Here is a 20,105-nt window from a genome sequence, read left to right on the forward strand (position 1 = left end):
AGGGTATGGCTGTTCGCCATTTAAAGTGGTACGCGAGCTGGGTTTAGAACGTCGTGAGACAGTTCGGTCCCTATCTGTCGTGGGCGAAGGAAGATTGAGGGGGGCTGCTCCTAGTACGAGAGGACCGGAGTGGACGCACCACTGGTGTACAGGTTGTCATGCCAATGGCATCGCCTGGTAGCTAAGTGCGGAAGAGATAACCGCTGAAAGCATCTAAGCGGGAAACTTGCCTCAAGATGAGTCTTCCCTGACAGTAATGTCCTATAAGGGGTGTTCGAGACGAGGACGTAGATAGGCTGGGTGTGTAAGCGTAGCGATACGTTGAGCTAACCAGTACTAATGACCCGAGAGGCTTAACCTGACAACACCGAAGGTGTTTTGAGAAGAGAGAAGAGATTTTAGCTTGTTCAGAGATTGGTGCCTGTAAGCGGTTACGGCGCTAGAAGTCAACGGGCGAGATGGCCTGCGCATAGCGAGAGGCAGCCGAGATGAGCGCCCGAGGCAGTAGCGTAACGAAACAGGATAGCGAAAAAAGAATTTGTCTGGCGGTAATAGCGCGGTGGTGCCACCTGATCCCATGCCGAACTCAGAAGTGAAATGCCGTAGCGCCGATGGTAGTGTGGGGTCTCCCCATGTGAGAGTAGGGAGCTGCCAGACGTTAATTATGTTTAAAAAGCCACCTAAGGGTGGCTTTTTGACGTTTGGCTAGTTATATCGTAAAACAATTTAGTTTGTTTTTTATTAATTAGAAAATCTTATTTGTAAATTTTTTTGATTTGCTAGGAATCGAGAAAAAACTAAAAAAACTAGGCTAAAAAGTTTTTCCACTTATTTCTTCTTGTAATATTACATTTAATCCATTAAATGCACATTTATATAATAAATATGCAACATTTTCATTGCCTTAACTTGAGATAATTATCTTTATCATATTTTTCAATAAATCCTTTATTTTCAATAAAATAGATGTTTTTTTTGAAAATGGAAGGGTTTTTGATTTTTGCTGGTTTTGAGATAGTCTTTAGCAAGTGTACCTTATATTAAAGGAGATACTCTATGGATCAGCAGGCAGCGATCAATGAATTAACTTTTTTGCAACCATTTGGCGTACTAGAAGAACAACTTTTGACACCAGCCGCGGTTGATTTTTTAACAGCGTTAGTTGAGCAGTTTGCTGAAAATTGTGATGTTTTACTTAAGGCTAGGGTTGAGCGACAACTACAGATCGATCAAGGTATTTTGCCGAATTTTATGACAGAAACTATTTCAATCAGGAGGGATGATTGGAAAATACAAGGTATTCCTGCGGATCTACTTGATCGACGAGTCGAAATAACCGGTCCAGTAGAACGTAAAATGATTATTAATGCCTTGAATGCTAATGTAAAAGTTTTTATGGCTGATTTTGAAGACTCACTTTCACCTACGTGGGAAAAATTGATTGAAGGACAAATTAATTTACGTGATGCTGTTAATGGCACTATTTCATTTATTAATCCGCAAGGCAAAGTTTATCAATTGAAGTCTGATCCGGCTGTTTTGATGGCTCGTGTACGAGGCTTACATTTACCTGAAAAACATATTTTATATCGGGGAAAAGCAATTCCAGGGGCATTATTGGATTTTGCGCTTTACTTCTTTCATAACTATAAAAAATTATTGCAAAAAGGGAGCGGCCCTTATTTCTATATCCCCAAATTAGAATCTTATAAAGAAGCTCAATGGTGGAGTGAAGTATTTAGTTATACCGAAGAACGGTACGGGTTACCCCTGGGTACAATTAAAGCGACTGTACTGATTGAGACACTACCCGCCGTCTTTCAAATGGACGAAATCCTTTATTATATGCGTCATCACGTTGTTGGACTTAATTGTGGTCGTTGGGATTATATTTTTAGTTATATTAAAACGCTAAAAGAATACCGTGATCGGGTACTACCGGATCGGCAGGTAGTAACAATGACACAACCTTTTTTAAATGCTTATTCCCGTTTACTAATTAAGACTTGTCATCGTCGTGGTGCCTTTGCTATGGGAGGAATGTCGGCTTTTATTCCAACTAAAGATCTAAAACAGAATGAAGCAGTATGGGCGAAGGTTAGAGCAGATAAAGAATTAGAGGCTAAAAATGGTCATGATGGAACTTGGATTGCTCATCCTGCTTTAGCGGATATTGCAATCTCTGTTTTTAATGAGGAATTAGCGGGAAGAAAAAATCAACTAGATGTTATACGTGAGAATGACGAACCTATTACAGCTGAACAATTATTACAGCCTTGTCGTGGTAAGCGTACTGAAGCGGGTATGAGAGCGAATATTCGCATTGCGGTTCAATATATTGAAGCTTGGATTTCTGGAAATGGCTGCGTGCCGATCTATGGATTAATGGAAGATGCTGCAACTGCGGAAATTTCGCGTATTTCTATTTGGCAATGGATCCGTCATGAAAAACGATTATCTAATGGACAAAAAGTAACAAAAGAATTGTTCTTAGATATGTTGGATGAAGAGTTACACACTATTCAGCAAGAGCTAGGTGATGTTCGTTTTCAACATGGTCGTTTTCGGGAGGCAGTGGAATTGATGATCTCTATTACCACTCAGGATGAGTTGATCGAATTTTTGACCTTGGCGGGTTACCAGCAACTTAACTGAAAGAAAATATTTTAGCTATTTAATATCTAATTAACTCGTATGTGGGGAGATAACAATGATAACGACCAGATCACAACAGATTGCTCAACCTGAGGAAGAATGGCGTTCTTCTCCCCGTTGGAGAGGAATTATTCGCAATTATAGTGCAGAAGATGTTGTTAAATTACGCGGTTCTATAAATCCTGATTATTTATTAGCGCGCAATGGTGCAGATAAATTTTGGCAATTAATTAATGGCAAATCAAAGAAAGATTATGTCAATGCGCTAGGTGCATTAACCGGTGGTCAGGCGTTGCAGCAAGCAAAGGCAGGTATAGAAGCAGTATACTTATCGGGTTGGCAAGTGCCAGCTGATGCTAATTCTGCTGCGAATATGTATCCAGATCAATCGCTTTATTCTGTTGATTCAGTCCCTGAAGTTGTCAAGCGGATTAATAATAGCTTTCGTCGAGCCGATCAAATTCAATGGGCAAATAATATAAATCCAGATGATGCTAAATATATTGATTTTTTTCTACCAATTGTTGCTGATGCGGAGGCAGGTTTTGGTGGCATATTGAATGCTTTTGAACTTATGAAAGCATTAATTGAAGCAGGTGCTGCAGCTGTGCATTTTGAAGATCAGCTCGCTGCTGCCAAAAATGCGGCCATATGGGTGGTAAGGTATTGGTGCCGACACATGAAGCTATTCAAAAGTTAATTGCAGCACGTTTGGGGGCTGATGTTTGTGGTGTTCCAACGGTTTTGATAGCTCGTACCGATGCTGAAGCGGCAGATTTACTGACCTCAAATAGCGATCCTTATGATGAAAAATTCATCATTCACGAGCAACGGACGCAAGAGGGATTTTTTCGCACTCAGGCAGGAATTTAACAAGCCATTAGTCGCGGCTTAGCTTATGCACCTTATGCTGATTTGATCTGGTGTGAGACATCAACACCAGATTTAGGTGCAGCTAAAATATTTGCCGAGGCTATTCATGCTAAATATCCTAATAAGCTGTTGGCTTATAACTGTTCTCCATCTTTCAATTGGAAGAAAAATCTAGATGATAAAACCATTGCCTGTTTTCAAGAAAAGTTATCTGAAATGGGATATAAATTTCAATTTATAACCTTGGCTGGTATTCATAGTATGTGGTTTAACATGTTTGATTTAGCTTATGCCTATGCAAAAGGTGAAGGAATGAGACATTATGTTGAGAAAATTCAGGAAAAGGAGTTTGCAGCAGCTAAGCAGGGTTACTCGTTTTCCTCCCATCAGCAGGAAGTTGGCACGGGGTATTTTGATAAAGTAACAACTATTATTCAAGGTGGAACTTCTTCTGTTACGGCACTAACAGGATCAACTGAAGAACAGCAGTTTTAAATATACTGCTTATGTTACTTAGCCTGATGGATTTGATGCTAGTAAAGTTTAATTTGCCGAAATGAGGGCGCCATTTATGACCTTAAGCTCAGCAGAGTTAATTGCCGAGACAATTTTACAAGGCTTTGATGCGCAGTATGGCCGTTTTTTGGAGGTAACATCAAGTGCCCAGCAACGTTTTGAGGATGCTGATTGGCATGGTGTACAAGAAGCGATGAAAAAGCGAATTAATCTATATGATCATCATGTTGATTTAGTTGTTAAACAACTTGGACAGATGAATTTAACTACTGAGTTTACTAAGCCATTATTAGCTGAAATTAAGCAGTTTTATATCAGACTGTTAGAAGATTACCCACGTTTTGAAATTGCAGAAAGTTTTTTTAATTCAGTTTATTGTCGATTATTTCAGCATTGTGATTTGACACCTACCAATTTATTTATTTTTACTTCACAGCCAGTAAATCGTTTTTGTGATACCCCGCGTCCGTTATCCCGCTGTTTTTCTATTCATATGGGACTTAAAAAAACAATAGAAAATATTTTAATAGATATTCCATTTCGTATAGCTTGGGAAGATTTACCAAGAGATGTGAATTATATAGTTAACTATCTTAAAAAGACATTTTCTGCTGAACAATTAGCTGACGTCAAATTTGAAATAGCAAATGAATTATTTTATCGCAATAAAGCGGCTTGGGTCGTAGGTAAAATAATGATTGGTAAAATTGTTTATCCCTTTTTATTGCCAATCCATAATAATGAGCAAGGTGGTATTTATGTTGATACTTGTCTGACTAATTATAACAATGCCAGTATTATATTTGGTTTTGCCCGTTCCTATTTTATGGTCTATGTTCCATTTCCTGCTGCCTTAGTTTTTTGGTTAAGAGATATTTTACCAGGAAAGTCTATTGCCGAATTGTATATGTCAATTGGCTGTCAGAAACATGGAAAAACCGAGTATTATCGAGAATATCTGGCTTTTATAAACTTTTCACAAGAGCAGTTTATTATTGCGCCTGGAATCAAAGGTATGGTAATGCTAGTTTTTACTTCTCCTTCTTTTGAGCGAGTTTTTAAAGTGATCAAAGATCGCTTTTTGCCACCAAAGCAAGTTACGCAGGAGCGTGTAAGAGCATGCTATCGGATAGTTAAAGAGCATGATCGGGTTGGTAGAATGGCGGACACCCAGGAGTTTGAAAATTTTGTTATCGCAAAAAAACATATTAGTGAAGAATTGATGGCGGAATTATGGCGTGAGATACCCTCCAAACTTCAAGATTTAGGCGATAAGATTTTGATCCGTCATCTCTATATGGAACGAAAGATGATCCCGCTGAATATTTATACCGATCAAGTTAAAGGTGAAGAATTAAGATGGATCATTGAAGATTATGGCAATGCTATCAAACAGTTAGCTGCAGCAAATATTTTCCCAGGTGATATGTTATTTAAAAATTTTGGCGTTACTCGTCATAGACGAGTGGTTTTTTACGATTATGATGAAATTTGTTATATGACTGAGATGAATTTTCGTAAAATACCAGAGCCGCTTTATCCGGAGCAAGAGATGGCTGACGAACCATGGTATAGTGTTGCTGAACATGATGTATTTCCCGAAGAGTTTCGCCATTTTCTTTGTAATGATCCTGTTATTAAAAAATATTTTGAAATGCATCATGCTGATCTATTTAGTACAGAATATTGGCAATCATTACAAAATAAAATATGTCAGGGGTATATAGCCGATGTTTTTGCTTATCCGGTAAAGCAAAGGTTTAGTCAACGCACATTTTAATATAAGCAAATACAGTTATATATACTATATTCAAATAGAGTTAAACCTCGACTTAATGATTGAACTTGTGAGACGAATGATATGCGATTATTAGAGCTTTTGATTTTGTTTTTTTGTTATTAATTGTCGTTTTTTTCAGGTAATTAGGGCTCACAGTTAGAATAAATTTCTATTTATTATGAACGAAATAGCAATAAATTTTCATCGGAGGAGTTGTTTTTTGTTAATTAAAAAATTTTTACTGAATAATATCTATTCAAACATACTATTTTTTTAGTTAAATATAATTATTATTGAGCAATGATTAACCAATTGTTTTTTTAATTGATCGCTTAATAATATTAATCAGACATAAAGTAAAATATTTATTTTTGTAATATAAACATTTGATTAAATAAGTTTTAATTTTATTATTAACCTAACTTGGAATTAAACAGATTATTGGAGAATCGTTTTCTGGTATTATTCGTATTTTAATAAGTTACCATTCTTAATGAGAAAATATGACGTTTTTTTAATTAATTGAAATTAATTTCTAAGAAGATGTAAATGAGTAATATAAATATCATTGATGGTATTAAAAGTTTTTTTAATTCTACAGTTAATTCGACAAATAAAACAGAACAACCGGCAACAGCAAATAAATTTGATAAATTATCTTTAGCCATGACAAAATGGTGTGATCCATCTGATAAAGATGAAGTTGAGCGACATTTACAAACTTTGTCCCATCATCAATCTATTGATAATACCGAAACGGTTTATGCTAAGCTATCAGCATTTATTAGGCTTGCTACATTGGCAGGTGAAACACATCGAAATGATTTTAAAATACAACTTTCTCCATATTTGGATATGTCAAAGGTTGACTCCTATAATGGTTTTAGCCAAATAACTTTATCGGTAAAAGATGTATTGGATAAGGAATCTATCTGGTTTGGCGAGCCGATGTATGAACTATTTTGTGCAATGAAAGTACCCTTAACAAATTCTTCTGAATATTTGGCTGCCAAAAGCAGTATGTCAGAAGAAGAGATCCATTCCTTTATGCAGAAAGAATTGGCATTGATTATAGATGATAATGATTCACAAAGCTTTAGACTGCAAGGGATTGAAGATAAAAATCAGGAACGTTTAGATATCGCTAAATTTTCTTTAGAGGTACGGCAAAATTTGATGGAAAATAAGCAATTCTTACAGGCTTTTATTATGGCAAAAATGAAATGTTTTGATTATTTTTCTGCGACTGCTTCATCTTTATCATCAATTTTTTCTGAACTAGCTTGCCATAATTCCTTTGAAATGGCACAAAATTTAAAGGGCGAATTTGATAAAGTTAGAGAGAATACTGAGCAAACCTTATTTAATTTATTTAATCAAAAGAATATAGATACAGAAAACATTATTGAACATTGTTATATGCTAATGAAGTAAATATAGTATTTACATTGGTGATTTAAATTGTTTTTACCCAAAAGAGCATTGATGAGTATATACTCTTTTGGGGGTTATGTTTTGCTTATTGAACACGGCATAACCTTCCTATCATGCAAATTCATTTTTATTTAAAATAAATTAATGTAAGGTGATAATTAATAATAATTTATTATTGTAAAATTTATTTTTATAAAAATTTGGCTTTTAAATATAAATGCCATTTTATTTATATCTGTAAAATAGCTAAGCCGAGTATTTTTATTGACATGGACAACTATTTTTAAGGATATATTGATGGGTGTTACTCTGGAACGTATTAAAAATTTTTTTCATATTCAACAGATAGAGACAGATAAAGCAAAGTTAGTGTTAGTGACTGATTTTGATAAATTATCACAAGCAATGAACAATTGGGGCTCGCCTTTTCATAAAGGTGAAATAGAAAAGCAGTTACAGATTTTATCTAATTCAACTACAAATAATATTCCTAAAACAACTTACAACAAAATTTTAGCCTTTAGTCAGCTTGCTAAGCTTGCTGGTGAAAAACATCGATATGATTTTCAGATAGATATCGCTGGGGAATACAATAATCAAATAAAGCTGTCAGTAAAGGATATATTTAGTCAAAATTTTACTATTTTTGATGATCCAATGGTCGAATTACATAATGCATTAAAGATACCTTTAATGAATGGTTCTCAATTTTTAAAGACTAATAGTGATATAGAACAAAAACAACTTATTAATTTTATAAAGGATAATGTTAAATTAACGATTAATAATGAAGAAAAAACAGAGTTTAATATTGCGGGTGTTACCAAAAGTAATCAAAAGCGTTTAGGGGTAGCAGATTTTTCTTCATTAATACTAGTTAACTTAGCTGAAAATCAAGAATTATTGCAAACCTATATTAAGGCTAAAATGAAGTGTTTTGATTATTTTAGTGGTATTTCTATATATTATGCGCCAATTATTGCAGAATTAGCGAATGATAGTAAAACAGAAAACCTAGCTATAGCAATAAAGAAACAGTTTAATGATATGAGGGATAAAGTAGAAGCGGTATTATCTAAGCAATTGGTCATAAATCCAGGTGCATTTGTAGACTATTGTAATAATATAATAAATAAAGATACATAAATTAAATTTACTTTTTAATCCTCTTTAAAGAGGGTTAACTGATTAATATTAGTGTTTTAACAGTTCCATTTAGTTAACTATTTGTAAATGTTTTAATAAATTTTCCTGATTATTTAGTAATGAACATATCCTTTTAGTAGAATAGAATCATTTTTATTACAATTAAATTTTATTTTTATTTAAATATATTTAATTATGCAATTACCACTATTTAGATAGCTAGATGTTTTAACTAAAAAATTTCAAATATTAGCATATAATAAAATAAGAGGTTTTGATTATTTTTTTGCTATTTTTTCATTATTTTAATTGCTGGCAACTTTATCAATTTCTAATTTGATTACATAAAGTTTGGATTATTTAGAAAATTAAAAAAATTAACGAAAGGAAAGAAAAATTTTTTATTGAGTTAGTCAGTTTCATTAGAAAAAATTTGGTAATTAGCTTAGTTAATTTGGCTACGGTAATGAATTAGTCAATAAGCGATGTAAAGATGAATATAATAGGTGTGAAGAGGAATAAAATTTATTTAATACAATAGTGTTGAGGGTAATTTTATTTTAAAAATGTAAAAATATTATTAACATTTTCTGTTTTATAATATAGTTTTCATCCTCGTGTTTTTTGGTTCAAATTAATATTTGGATAGTGAACTAAATGAAAAAAAATTATTTATAACTTGCTTGATATTATTAAATTTTTCATTGGCAAAGAGTGATGTTTTGCCACAAATTGACATGAATATAGCAATTAATACGCAATCTGTTGAACAAGAGAAAAACGACACATTTAGCCAACAATTAAAAAAAGCCTCGCAAGGTGAGATGAACGCCATAATGAATGTTGCGATAACATATCTTTATGGCTCAAAAGATATACAAGAAGACATTGGCAAAGCTAATTTTTGGTTCGAAAAGGCAATTAAAGAAGGCAATAGCGATGCCTTTTATTATATGGGAGTGATTAATCAAAGAAAAAAAGATTATAAAGCTGCGGTAACCTGGTTGCAGCGGGGTGCAAACAAAGGTGATCCTTATGCTCAATCTGGTTTAGGTTATATGTATACTGTTGGATTAGGGGTAGATAAAGATTATAAACAAGCTAAAAATTGGTATGAAAAAGCTGCCTTGCAGCAGGATGCTTATGCTCAATTTGTTCTGGGATATTTATACCAGAATGGATTTGGTGTTAGTCAAGATTATAAGAAAACCAGAGAGTGGTATGAGAAAAGTGCTGATCTGGGTGATTTAGGTGCATTGAATAATTTAGCCCAGATTTATGAGAAAGGCTATGGGGTTAAAAAAAATCCTGCTTATGCTATTGAATTGTATCGGCGTGCAGCATATAGCGGTGATGCTATTGCTCAATATAATATGGGATTTATTTATGATGATGGAGAGTATTTAGAAAAAAATAATTATCAGGCTTTTTATTGGTATAAGCGAGCCGCAGAACAAGGACATATCGATGCACAGTATCATCTTGCCGAATTTTATCAACATGGCTATGGAGTAGAGCAGAATGCTATTTTAGCTAGGCAGTGGTATCAGGTATTAGCGGATGCTGGCTATGCTGATGCAAGTTTAAAAGTCGCTTATTATTATGAAAAGGGCATTGGTATAAAGAAAGATCTTACTAAAGCGGCACAACTGTATCAGATCATGGCAAATAGTGGTGAAGCTAAAGCGCAATACCGACTGGCGCAACTCTATTTAGCTGGTAAAGGTATTAATAAGCAGCCTAAAAATGCATTTAGCTTAATGCAAAAAGCAGCACAAAAAATACCCCATGTAAAAAATCAGCTGGGACTTTTTTATTTTTATGGCATAGGTACTGAAAAAAATCCACAAAAAGCCAGTGAACTGTTTTTATCTGCTGCCTATAAACAAGAGACCGATGCACAAAATAATTTAGCGGTCTTATATGCTACCGGTCAGGGATTAAGAAAAAATATTTTCCGCGCTATTATGTGGTTTGCAACTGCTGCAAAGCTTAATAATGTTACTGCTAAAGAAAATCTTAAACGACTACAAACGAGTTTAGTTATCAAGCCAACAGATTTGAAATTATCAGAAAAATATGACTAACTAACTTTTCATTGGCAAAAAGTCAATCTCACCGCTCAATTTGTCATTTTAAGCGGTGATAATATCTCGGTTATTCAAAAAGATTTTTATGCAGTATTTGAATAATCGTTTCTGCTTCTTTATCGGCTACCAGTAGACAAATATTATGACTACTAGCGCCATAACAGATCATACGAATATTATAAGTCGCTAGTGCGCTAAAAATTTGACTTCCTAGACCATTTATTTGCGATAAGTTGTTACCAATAATGGCAACGAGTGCTAACCCTTCCTCAACATCTACACGACATAATTTGGCTAATTCCGTTATTAAAGTCTCAGTCAATAGATTTCCATTGGTGCTGGTAGAGCCGGTGGTATCCAGCGTTAAAGCGATACTCACTTCGGATGTAGTAATGAGATCAACAGAAATATGGTGTTGCGATAATAGTGTGAATACTTCAGCAAGAAATCCGCGCGCGTGGAGCATTTTCAGACTATGCAAAGTGAGGAGTGTCTGTTTTCGTCGTAGAGTTAGTGCTCGAAATTGAGGTAGTTTCTCGGTACTGGTGCAGATAAGGGTGCCACCTTCTTCTGGCATTTGGCTTGAACCGACAAAGACGGGTATTCCTGCTCGAATAGCGGGTAACAATGTTGCAGGATGTAAGATTTTGGCGCCGAATGTAGCCATTTCGGCTGCTTCGTTAAAAGTGATAGCGCTAATCGATTTGGCACTAGCAACAATACGCGGATCGGTCGTGTAGATACCCGCTACATCTGTCCAGATATCAACCTGGGTAAAGGATAGCGCTTCCGCGATTAGTGCAGCGGTGTAATCACTACCTCCGCGCCCTAATGTTGTTGTTCGGCCTGCCGCATCTTGGCCTATAAAACCTTGAGTCACAATCAGGCTTTCTTGTAGCTTAGGTTGTAGATATTTATCTGCTAGTTGCTTTAATTGTTGCTGATTGGGTTCGGCTTTACCAAATTTATCATTGGTCTTCATAATATTACGAACATCAAACCAGGTTGCGTTTACTCCAGCTTGTCGTAGAATTTCAACAAATAGGTAGCTTGACATCAGTTCACCATAGCTGACAATTTCATCAATCTCTAGTGCGGTAAGTGGTTGTCGGGCCGTAACTTCAGATAAAGTAGTAAGTCTTTCCAGTAAGTGGTCAATAGTTGGTTGAATGTCAGCAGAATTATCTAGACGATTCATTATTGTGTATTGAAGCTGACTAATTTGTTTTAATAGCGCCTTACGTCTATTGTCATTATACGCTTGAGTAAGGTTGAGTAGTAGATTGGTAATGCCTGACGAAGCTGAAAGTACAACAATTCGCACATTTTTATTTGTAATAACGATATCGGCACTTTTACACATAGCATCAAAATTAGCGACACTGGTGCCACCAAACTTGGCAATAATAAATTTTTTATTTGCGCAGACGGTATAAACTGGGTGCATAATGCTATCCCCATATATTTAAATGGCGAACAATTAATCTACCTTTATCGAGTTATTGTCTGAAGGTCAATTTATTTTTAGCAAAATCAATAATTTTTATAATGACAAAAAGATTATCAATTTGATCGATATTCGATCAATGATGCGACGATGTGATTAAATTAACCAGCGGAAGGCATTAAAAGAAGTTAAATTGATGGTGTGAATGAGTTACTATCCAATCATTAATAGTTGCAAATCTGATTTGAAGAAAGATAGAGAGTATTTCAATGGAAAACATTAATCCAAGTCTAACAGCAGCATGGCACGAATTAGAACAACATTATCAAACAATAAAAGATATCCATCTGCGTGATCTTTTTGTTAATGATGCTGACCGTTTTGCTAAGTTTTCACTCACTTTTAATGACCAAATCTTGGTTGATTTTTCTAAAAATCGAATAACTGATGACACCTTGCATAAATTACTGGATTTAGCAAAAGAGACAAAGTTAAGCAGTGCAATTAATAGTATGTTCTCTGGCGAGAAAATCAATAGAACTGAAGATAGAGCCGTTTTGCATATTGCTTTACGTAATCGTAGCAATAGCCCAGTAAAGCTTGATGGTGTTGATATTATGCCACAAGTTAATGCTGTGTTAGATAAAATGCGTTGTTTCAGTGAGCGTGTCATTAATGGTGATTGGAAAGGATACACTGGTCAGGCAATAACAGATGTTGTTAATATCGGTATTGGTGGTTCTGATCTTGGCCCATATATGGTGACAGAAGCACTTAGACCTTACAAAAATCATTTAAATATGCATTTTGTTTCCAATATAGATGGCAGCCATATTGCTGAAACATTGCAAAGAATTAAACCTGAAACAACATTATTTTTAATTGCCTCTAAAACGTTTACCACCCAAGAGACAATGACTAATGCCCTAACTGCCCGAAAATGGTTTTTAGATGTCGCGGAGGATGAGAGTCAGATCGCAAAACATTTTGTTGCTTTATCAACCAATGAACAACAAGTGGCTAAATTTGGCATCGATACCCAAAATATGTTTGAATTCTGGGATTGGGTTGGCGGTCGTTACTCTTTGTGGTCTGCTATTGGTCTCTCGATTGTTCTTTCCATCGGATTTAATAATTTTGAGCAATTACTAAGTGGCGCTCATGCAATGGATCGCCATTTTGCTGAGACGGCTTTTGAGCATAATATTCCAGTAATATTAGCGTTAATTGGTATTTGGTATAATAATTTTTTTGCTACAGAGACCGAGGCCATTTTACCTTATGATCAATATTTACATCGATTTGCCGCTTATTTTCAACAAGGCAATATGGAATCAAATGGTAAATATGTAGATCGTAATGGCGAAAAAGTGAGTTATCAAACGGGGCCTATTATTTGGGGTGAACCAGGAACTAATGGTCAGCATGCGTTTTATCAGTTGATCCATCAAGGTACCAAACTTATTCCTTGTGATTTCATTGCACCTGCTATTAGTCATAATCCATTAAGTGATCACCATAACAAATTAATGTCTAATTTTTTTGCTCAAACAGAAGCGTTAGCATTTGGCAAAAATCGGCTTGAAGTGGACGAAGAATTTAAAGCTGCCGGCCAAGATCCGGCTAAAATGGGCTATGTTGCGCTTTATAAAGTTTTCCAAGGTAATCGTCCCACTAACTCTATCCTCGTTAATCAAATTACGCCTTATACATTAGGTGCTTTGATTGCAATGTATGAACACAAGATCTTTGTGCAAGGTGCTATATTGAATATTTTTAGTTTTGACCAATGGGGTGTCGAACTTGGTAAGCAATTAGCCGGTCGTATTCTACCTGAGTTGGCAACTCAGGCTAAAATTGATAGTCATGACACCTCTACCAATGGATTGATTAATTGTTTTAAAGCTTGGCGCCAATAATTTTTTACCAAAGTCTGTAACAGCAGGTTTTGGTTATAGTAAATAAACTGCCAGATAGATCACTTCTTGCTAATATAAAGATTGCAAAATTAATAAAAATTTTGCAATCAGGGATAACTTTTTATATAAATTAGTAGATCCTATCATTTCATTCATTATTAACATGATATCTTCTATTTTAAATTTCCAGATAGAATGAGAGAAGTATTCTATGGGCGTAGCTGTAAAAATAAGCCATATAAAAAATCAGTCACTTTTTTGCAATCAATCGATTAATTGGTTTTCTGCACAAGAAATTAACGTACCGGATCCAATATATAATTGGTTAACCGAATTAGGTTCAATGACTCAGCGTCTTGCTCGCTATTGTCAGCACGTCACGGTAAAACCTTATCAAGAAGGTTTTATTTTATTAGATAGTCAGGACGAAGAAGCTCAACTTTTGCCTAATAGCCAGCGCTATTGGTTACGTGAAGTCGTACTTTTTGGTGATGGTTGCCCATGGTTATATGGGCGGACAGTGATCCCAGAAGAGACATTGACGGGTCCTGAATGTGAGTTAATAAATTTAGGCAATGTGCCATTAGGACACCATTTGTTTAGTAGAAATAATTTAACTCGTGATTATATTAATTTAGGCATACAGAATAATTGTTGGGTAAGGCGTTCGTTATTAAGATTATCGGCTAAGCCTTTACTATTAACTGAACTTTTTTTGCCAGATTCACCTATCTATACAAAATAATAAGGAGATAAATAGATTGGCAGGGCAAACGACGTTGAAATTGAATAAATGGCGAGCCTATTTTCGCTTAATGCGTATTGATAAACCGATAGGTATTTTACTATTACTATGGCCTACTTATTGGGCATTATGGTTAGCAAGCCGAGGGTTACCAGATCTTTTTATTTTGTTGGTTTTTACTGTGGGTGTCTTTTTAATGCGTGCCGCTGGTTGTGTTATTAATGATTTTGCGGATAGAAAATTTGATGGATATGTTGCCAGAACCCGAGAGCGCCCTCTGCCAAATGGTGAGGTAACAGAAAAAGAAGCTAAGACGCTATTTTTCTCATTGGTTATTATCGCATTTATATTAGTGTTGGCCTTAAATCAAATGGCTATTTGGTTATCGGTGATTGGGTTATTATTAGCTTGGATTTATCCATTTATCAAACGATTTAGCCATTTTCCACAGATTGTTCTGGGTGCTGCGTTTGGTTGGTCAATTCCAATGGCGTATGCAGCAGTTAGTGAGTCCTTACCTTTGGAGTGTTGGTTATTATTTCTGGTTAATATCATTTGGTCTATTGTTTATGATACCCAGTATGCCATGGTTGATCGTAGTGATGATATTAAAATTGGAATAAAATCAACCGCAATTATTTTTGCTCATTTTGATAAATTGATTATTGGTATTTTACAATTAGCTATGGTTTTGCTGTTATTTTATATAGGGCAACAGCTAGATTTGGGGGTGCCTTATTTTGCTAGTTTGATATTCGTAGTAGGCTTATTTATCCATCAACAAAAACTCATTGCCAATCGTCAACCAGCATTATGTTTTAAAGCATTTATGAATAACAATTATGTGGGGTTGGTATTATTTATTGGTATCTTATTAAATTATTTTTAATTAAAAAAAGGATAATCTCAAGTGATTATCCTGAGTGTGGTTTTGGGCGATTTCAGTCTAAATCGTTTTACGTTACTATATTGATATAAAGATGATTTATTCAGGCAATGGCTCATGAGTAACGTGTTTGACTCCTTCAATGGTTAAACAAACCTCAGGAGATATTAACTTAGCGATAATACGATAAAGTCGTTGTACATTTGCGCTGATAATCGCATCACCTTCTCTATTAATATAACCTTCCTGTTTTAATGTATTTACCAGTGTGGAAAAAACAGCTTTATCAAAGAATTCTGGGGCGTTGATACCATGCAGTACAGACAGACGTTGAGCGAGAATACGGCTCTCTTTTTCTAGTATTCCTCGGCTAATTTCAGGTATGGTACTGAGTAGCGAAAGTGTAATTGCATAGCGCTGTAGCGTTTCTTTAATACCAGCAGCTAAAAGCTGAAGAGGGCGAATACGAGCTGGATTGATAGTTACAAAACCTTCTGCTGTTAATAGTATTAGTTGTTGGCGTGCCAATTCATCCAACAGAATATCGATAGATTCAGGCAATTCTTCAATGCTATATCGCATGAAGAGTTCTGCTTTTAAGAATGGATAGATGAGTGCAACTTGATAACCAATTTCCTGACGTTGAACATTTTCATTATGCAATACGATATTGGCTACTAAGGAAGGCAAAACTAGTAAATGCATAATATTGTTTCGATAATAGGTCATCAATACTGCATTTTCACGTGGTAATACGACAATATCACCCATACTGTCATGTTCGACTTCAAACTTATCCAATTGCAATGCGTCTTCTAATAGCTGCTCGGCAGTTTTATTTGGTGTCGTGCTATCACCACTATAAGGCACATTTCTTAATAGTTGAAGGTAACATTCTATTTGTTCAATCAGTTGTTCTCGGGTTAATGCACGCTGGCGTGAGGCTAACAACACCGTTGAACATAAATTTACCGCATTAGCGGCAGCGGCGTTGTTAATTCTAACCATAATTTTATGAGCTAGCCGAGTCACGGTTAAATTTAGCCATGTTGGACGTTGGGGCTCAATGGCATCAATAGATTGACGCCACTCTGGAACATGTTTATTCAAATATTGTGTTAGCGCAATCGGTTGACCAAAATTAACATAACCTTGTCCTAGTTTACGCAATTTGCGTAAACCTCTTAACATTGAAAAAAATCCTTCTTTCTCTTTTGCTGCCCCTTTTAGTTCCTTAGCGTAGGTAGCAACCTCTAATACATGCTCATAGCCAATGTAAATAGGGACAATGGTAATTGGACGTGAATCACCTCGTAGCATTGCTTGTAGGGTCATTGACAGCGTGCCAGTTTTTGGTTCCAGTAGTCGGCCTGTTCGAGAGCGGCCGCCTTCGACAAAATATTCAATTGAATAACCACGAGCAAACAGTTCACTGAGATACTCACGAAATATGGTGGAGTAAAGTTTATTGCCCTTGAAGGAGCGGCGAATGAAAAAAGCACCTAAGTGACGAAAAATTGGGCCAGCAGGCCAAAAATTAAGATTGATACCAGCGGCGATATGAGGAGGAACTAAGCCTTGATGATAAAGTACGTAAGAGAGCAATAGATAATCCATGTGACTACGATGAGAAGGAATATAGACAATTTCATGGCCATCTTGCGCTAATTGGCGTACACGTTCGGCATGTTGCACATTAATTCCTTGATAAAGTCGATTCCATGTCCAACTAAGTACGCGGTCAGTAATACGGATCGCTTCATAGGAAAAATTAGCGGCAATTTCTTCCATCATGGCAATCGCATTATGTTTTGCCTTATCTAGTGAGATTTTTTTTGCTTTAGCCTCATCTTCAACTGCTTTTTCAATTGCTTTTGAAGTTAACAGCTTATTGAATAGATCGTGGCGTACAGGAAGTTTGGGGCCAACTGCTGCCAATCGTTGCCGTGAATAGTGAATGCGGGCGACTCGAGCAAGTTTGTTGGCAATAATTTTATCAGTACCATATTCGCCAGCCATTTGGCGCAAAGAGACAGTGGGTGAAAAACGAACAAAACTGTCACGTCCTAACCGGATAACGGCAAAGAATTTTTGAATACCATTAAGTAAACGTAACGGAGGCGCTGGTGAGTGGCCTTCTCGACCAGGTGCTCGACCGAACATCACTGATACGGGTAGCATCTGAATGTTTAGTTCGGGATTATGGCAATGAAGATCAAGATAAGCCGTAAACGTTTTTACGGAATCTTTACGTGGATTTGGCGAATAATAACGAAAGACACGCGGGCCATCATCGATAAAGACATAGGCAGGTAATTTAATTTCGTCTATTTCAATCGGATCAAGTGGATCAGGTAAACCAATAGAACAACATTGTTGACGTAACGTCAATAAGTCTGTTTTAGAATGATAAGGTAATACATATAGAAAAGGACGTGTCGTATCAAGATGCAATTCTTTAATTGGATCTGCTGGTATGAGTTTACTTTTTACCAATAATTTCATTGGTAAATCTAATAGATTGTAGTAAATTTTACGCCAAAATGACATAGATGAGCGATAGCCTCTTATTTGAATCCTACCCAAGCATATCAGAAATAGTAATTAATATCTGTTTAAAAGATAATAATTATACTAAATCCCATATAGAACTATATCTAGAGAGTAAATTTTATGGCAAATCAAACAACGGGACTAACCCGAATTATTAAAGCAACCGGTTATTCGCTCAAAGGATTAAGGTCAACTTGGAAGAGTGAAGCCGCTTTTAGACAAGAAGCAATTATGGTGATTATTGCCATCAGTGTGGCTTTTTTCCTTGATGTACAATGGATTGAACGGTTACTACTTATAAGTTCAGTGGTATTAATAGCTATTGTTGAATTATTAAATAGTGCGATTGAAGCAGTGGTTGATAGAATTGGTACAGAATTACATGAACTTTCTGGTAAGGCAAAAGATATGGGCTCAGCGGCTGTTTTTATTTCAATTTGGTTAGCTATTTTTATTTGGGCAATTGTGATCAGTAATCATTATTTCGTGAGCTAGTTATAAAAAATAGGGTTTTACACATTTTTCAGTTTAAAATCTTGATATAACTGTATATACTTACAGTGACAATGTGCGAATGCAAATAAATAGGGGGCGAAATGAAAGAATTAACGTTGAGGCAGCAGCAGGTCTATGATCTGGTGCGTGAACACATTTCGCAAACGGGTATGCCTCCCACACGCGCTGAAATTGCAACAAGTTTAGGTTTTCGTTCACCAAATGCAGCAGAGGAACATTTAAAGGCTTTGGCACGTAAAGGCGTGATCGAAATTGTTTCCGGTGCTTCTCGCGGTATCCGGCTACTACAAGAAGAAAATGAGGATGAATGGTTACCACTTATTGGTCGGGTGGCGGCAGGAGAACCATTACTTGCCCAAGAACATATCGAAAGCCATTATCGGATTGATGCTACTATTTTTAGACCTAGTGCTGATTTTTTATTGCGTGTTAATGGTATGTCCATGAAAAATATCGGAATTATGGATGGTGATTTACTTGCTGTACACAAAACACAACAGGTACATAATGGGCAAATTGTTGTTGCACGTATTGATGATGAAGTGACGGTTAAACGTTTCAAGCAAGCGGGTAGTAAAGTTGAATTAATTGCTGAAAATCCTGAATTTGAGCCAATTATTGTGGATTTGCGGACACAAAACTTAACTATTGAAGGACTCGCTGTTGGTATTATTCGTAGTAGTGATTCATTTTAGTCAAATTTTTAGTCATTTTATATCTAATTAATTTTTTAAGTTAATTCAGTTTAATTTATTGAAAAAAATATTATTATTTTCTAGTTTGTTTGATTTATAACTAATAAGTATTAAGTAAGATATTTTAAATTTTTATTGATTTTTTAATAAAGGCCGATTGTTCATACGCCTGGCCTTTGTATCTCTATTTAACCTTAATAATGCATAGTTTTAACAGGATTTTTTCTCGATTTTGTAGCAAGGCGAGCATAGTCCATGGCTTTCAACAACGGTATGAGATAACTGAAAACCAGTCTGTTTGGCTAATTTTATAATAGCGGTTTCTACTGTTTGACCATTACTTTCGGCGACACTGCCGCAACTGTCACAAATTAACATAACTGAAGTATGTTTAGGATCCTCAAAATGATGACAAATAACATAACTATTTGTTGATTCTATTTTGTGAATAAATCCTTGTTCTAAGAGAAATTCTAGGCCACGATATATGGTTGGTGGTTTAGCTTGAGGTTCAGAAATTCTAAGTAGGTCAAGCAAATCATAAGCACTAATAGCACAAGGTTGAGCTGCTACAAGGCGCAATACCTCTTCTCTTTGTGGCGTTAAACGTACGTTACGCGCTTGGCATATTTTCTTAGCTTGGGACAGTATTTTTTCCTGATCTTGCTTTGTCATGAATTATCCTAAGGTGAAGATCATTATAATAATGATATTATCATATTTATACTTTTTGATATCTACCATAGTTCTAAAATAAATAATATCTTTTACTATTTTCTAATAATGTTTTTTTATTTTCTATTGTTATAAATAGATACTAAATTGGAAAATAGCACATATAGTCAATCGT

Annotated in this window: 13 protein-coding genes, 2 rRNA genes and 1 pseudogene; 13 read left to right on the forward strand and 3 right to left on the reverse strand. The window is 35.4% G+C overall.

The genetic code is table 11. The annotated features are described in order from the left end of the window. From H1X92_RS06170 to H1X92_RS06205, 8 genes and pseudogenes are all read left to right on the forward strand, one after another. Positions 1 to 361 (forward strand): 23S ribosomal RNA (locus H1X92_RS06170); the annotation flags it as partial. A gap of 180 nt (positions 362 to 541) precedes the next feature. Next, positions 542 to 657: ribosomal RNA gene (gene rrf, locus H1X92_RS06175) — 5S ribosomal RNA — on the forward strand. A gap of 399 nt (positions 658 to 1,056) precedes the next feature. Continuing rightward, positions 1,057 to 2,655 (forward strand): malate synthase A, encoded by a 1,599-nt coding sequence (gene aceB / locus H1X92_RS06180; RefSeq protein ID WP_180559327.1) that lies wholly within the window; start codon positions 1,057 to 1,059, stop codon positions 2,653 to 2,655. Positions 2,656 to 2,713: 58 nt separating this feature from the next. Then, positions 2,714 to 4,023: pseudogene (gene aceA, locus H1X92_RS06185) on the forward strand (isocitrate lyase). 76 nt (positions 4,024 to 4,099) lie between these two features. After that, entirely contained in the window at positions 4,100 to 5,824 is a 1,725-nt protein-coding gene (aceK, locus tag H1X92_RS06190; protein WP_180559328.1) for a bifunctional isocitrate dehydrogenase kinase/phosphatase, read from the forward strand. Positions 5,825 to 6,373: 549 nt separating this feature from the next. Continuing rightward, complete coding sequence (locus H1X92_RS06195) at positions 6,374 to 7,258, forward strand: hypothetical protein (protein WP_180559329.1); 885 nt, start codon at positions 6,374 to 6,376, stop codon at positions 7,256 to 7,258. 297 nt (positions 7,259 to 7,555) lie between these two features. Then, positions 7,556 to 8,404, forward strand: a complete 849-nt coding sequence (locus tag H1X92_RS06200; RefSeq protein WP_180559330.1) for a hypothetical protein — start codon at positions 7,556 to 7,558, stop codon at positions 8,402 to 8,404. A 722-nt stretch (positions 8,405 to 9,126) separates the two neighbouring features. Next, positions 9,127 to 10,491, forward strand: coding sequence for an SEL1-like repeat protein (locus H1X92_RS06205; protein ID WP_180559331.1), 1,365 nt, complete (start codon positions 9,127 to 9,129; stop codon positions 10,489 to 10,491). 70 nt (positions 10,492 to 10,561) lie between these two features. Here H1X92_RS06205 and lysC read toward each other — a convergent pair whose 3' ends face one another. Then, the gene (lysC, locus tag H1X92_RS06210) at positions 10,562 to 11,941 is read right to left on the reverse strand and encodes a lysine-sensitive aspartokinase 3 (protein WP_180559332.1); all 1,380 of its coding nucleotides are present in this window, start codon (positions 11,939 to 11,941) and stop codon (positions 10,562 to 10,564) included. A 269-nt stretch (positions 11,942 to 12,210) separates the two neighbouring features. Here lysC and pgi point away from each other — a divergent pair, with 269 nt between their 5' ends. The 3 genes from pgi to ubiA all read left to right on the forward strand — a co-directional run bounded on the left by pgi (position 12,211) and on the right by ubiA (position 15,494). Continuing rightward, the gene (pgi, locus tag H1X92_RS06215; protein ID WP_180559333.1) at positions 12,211 to 13,860 is read left to right on the forward strand and encodes a glucose-6-phosphate isomerase; all 1,650 of its coding nucleotides are present in this window, start codon (positions 12,211 to 12,213) and stop codon (positions 13,858 to 13,860) included. 211 nt (positions 13,861 to 14,071) lie between these two features. After that, positions 14,072 to 14,605 (forward strand): chorismate lyase, encoded by a 534-nt coding sequence (ubiC, locus tag H1X92_RS06220; protein WP_180559334.1) that lies wholly within the window; start codon positions 14,072 to 14,074, stop codon positions 14,603 to 14,605. Between the two features lie 70 nt (positions 14,606 to 14,675). After that, positions 14,676 to 15,494, forward strand: a complete 819-nt coding sequence (gene ubiA / locus H1X92_RS06225; RefSeq protein ID WP_370520675.1) for a 4-hydroxybenzoate octaprenyltransferase — start codon at positions 14,676 to 14,678, stop codon at positions 15,492 to 15,494. 96 nt (positions 15,495 to 15,590) lie between these two features. Here the strand turns inward: ubiA and plsB are convergent, their stop codons facing one another. After that, positions 15,591 to 18,041 carry a glycerol-3-phosphate 1-O-acyltransferase PlsB gene (gene plsB, locus H1X92_RS06230; RefSeq protein WP_180559335.1) on the reverse strand — a complete coding sequence of 817 codons (2,451 nt, stop codon included), beginning with the start codon at positions 18,039 to 18,041 and terminating at the stop codon, positions 15,591 to 15,593. A 123-nt stretch (positions 18,042 to 18,164) separates the two neighbouring features. Between plsB and H1X92_RS06235 the strand changes: the two genes are divergently transcribed. Together H1X92_RS06235 and lexA are read left to right on the forward strand one after the other, a co-directional pair. Further along, positions 18,165 to 18,539, forward strand: coding sequence for a diacylglycerol kinase (locus tag H1X92_RS06235; RefSeq protein WP_180559336.1), 375 nt, complete (start codon positions 18,165 to 18,167; stop codon positions 18,537 to 18,539). A gap of 101 nt (positions 18,540 to 18,640) precedes the next feature. After that, a complete protein-coding gene (gene lexA, locus H1X92_RS06240) occupies positions 18,641 to 19,255 on the forward strand; it encodes a transcriptional repressor LexA (protein ID WP_180559337.1) in 615 nt (204 codons plus the stop codon). 210 nt (positions 19,256 to 19,465) lie between these two features. Here the strand turns inward: lexA and zur are convergent, their stop codons facing one another. After that, positions 19,466 to 19,930, reverse strand: a complete 465-nt coding sequence (gene zur / locus H1X92_RS06245) for a zinc uptake transcriptional repressor Zur (RefSeq protein ID WP_180559338.1) — start codon at positions 19,928 to 19,930, stop codon at positions 19,466 to 19,468. Positions 19,931 to 20,105: the final 175 nt, after the last annotated feature.

This window comes from Arsenophonus endosymbiont of Apis mellifera (assembly GCF_903968575.1).
Taxonomy (GTDB): Bacteria; Pseudomonadota; Gammaproteobacteria; order Enterobacterales; family Enterobacteriaceae; genus Arsenophonus; species Arsenophonus apicola.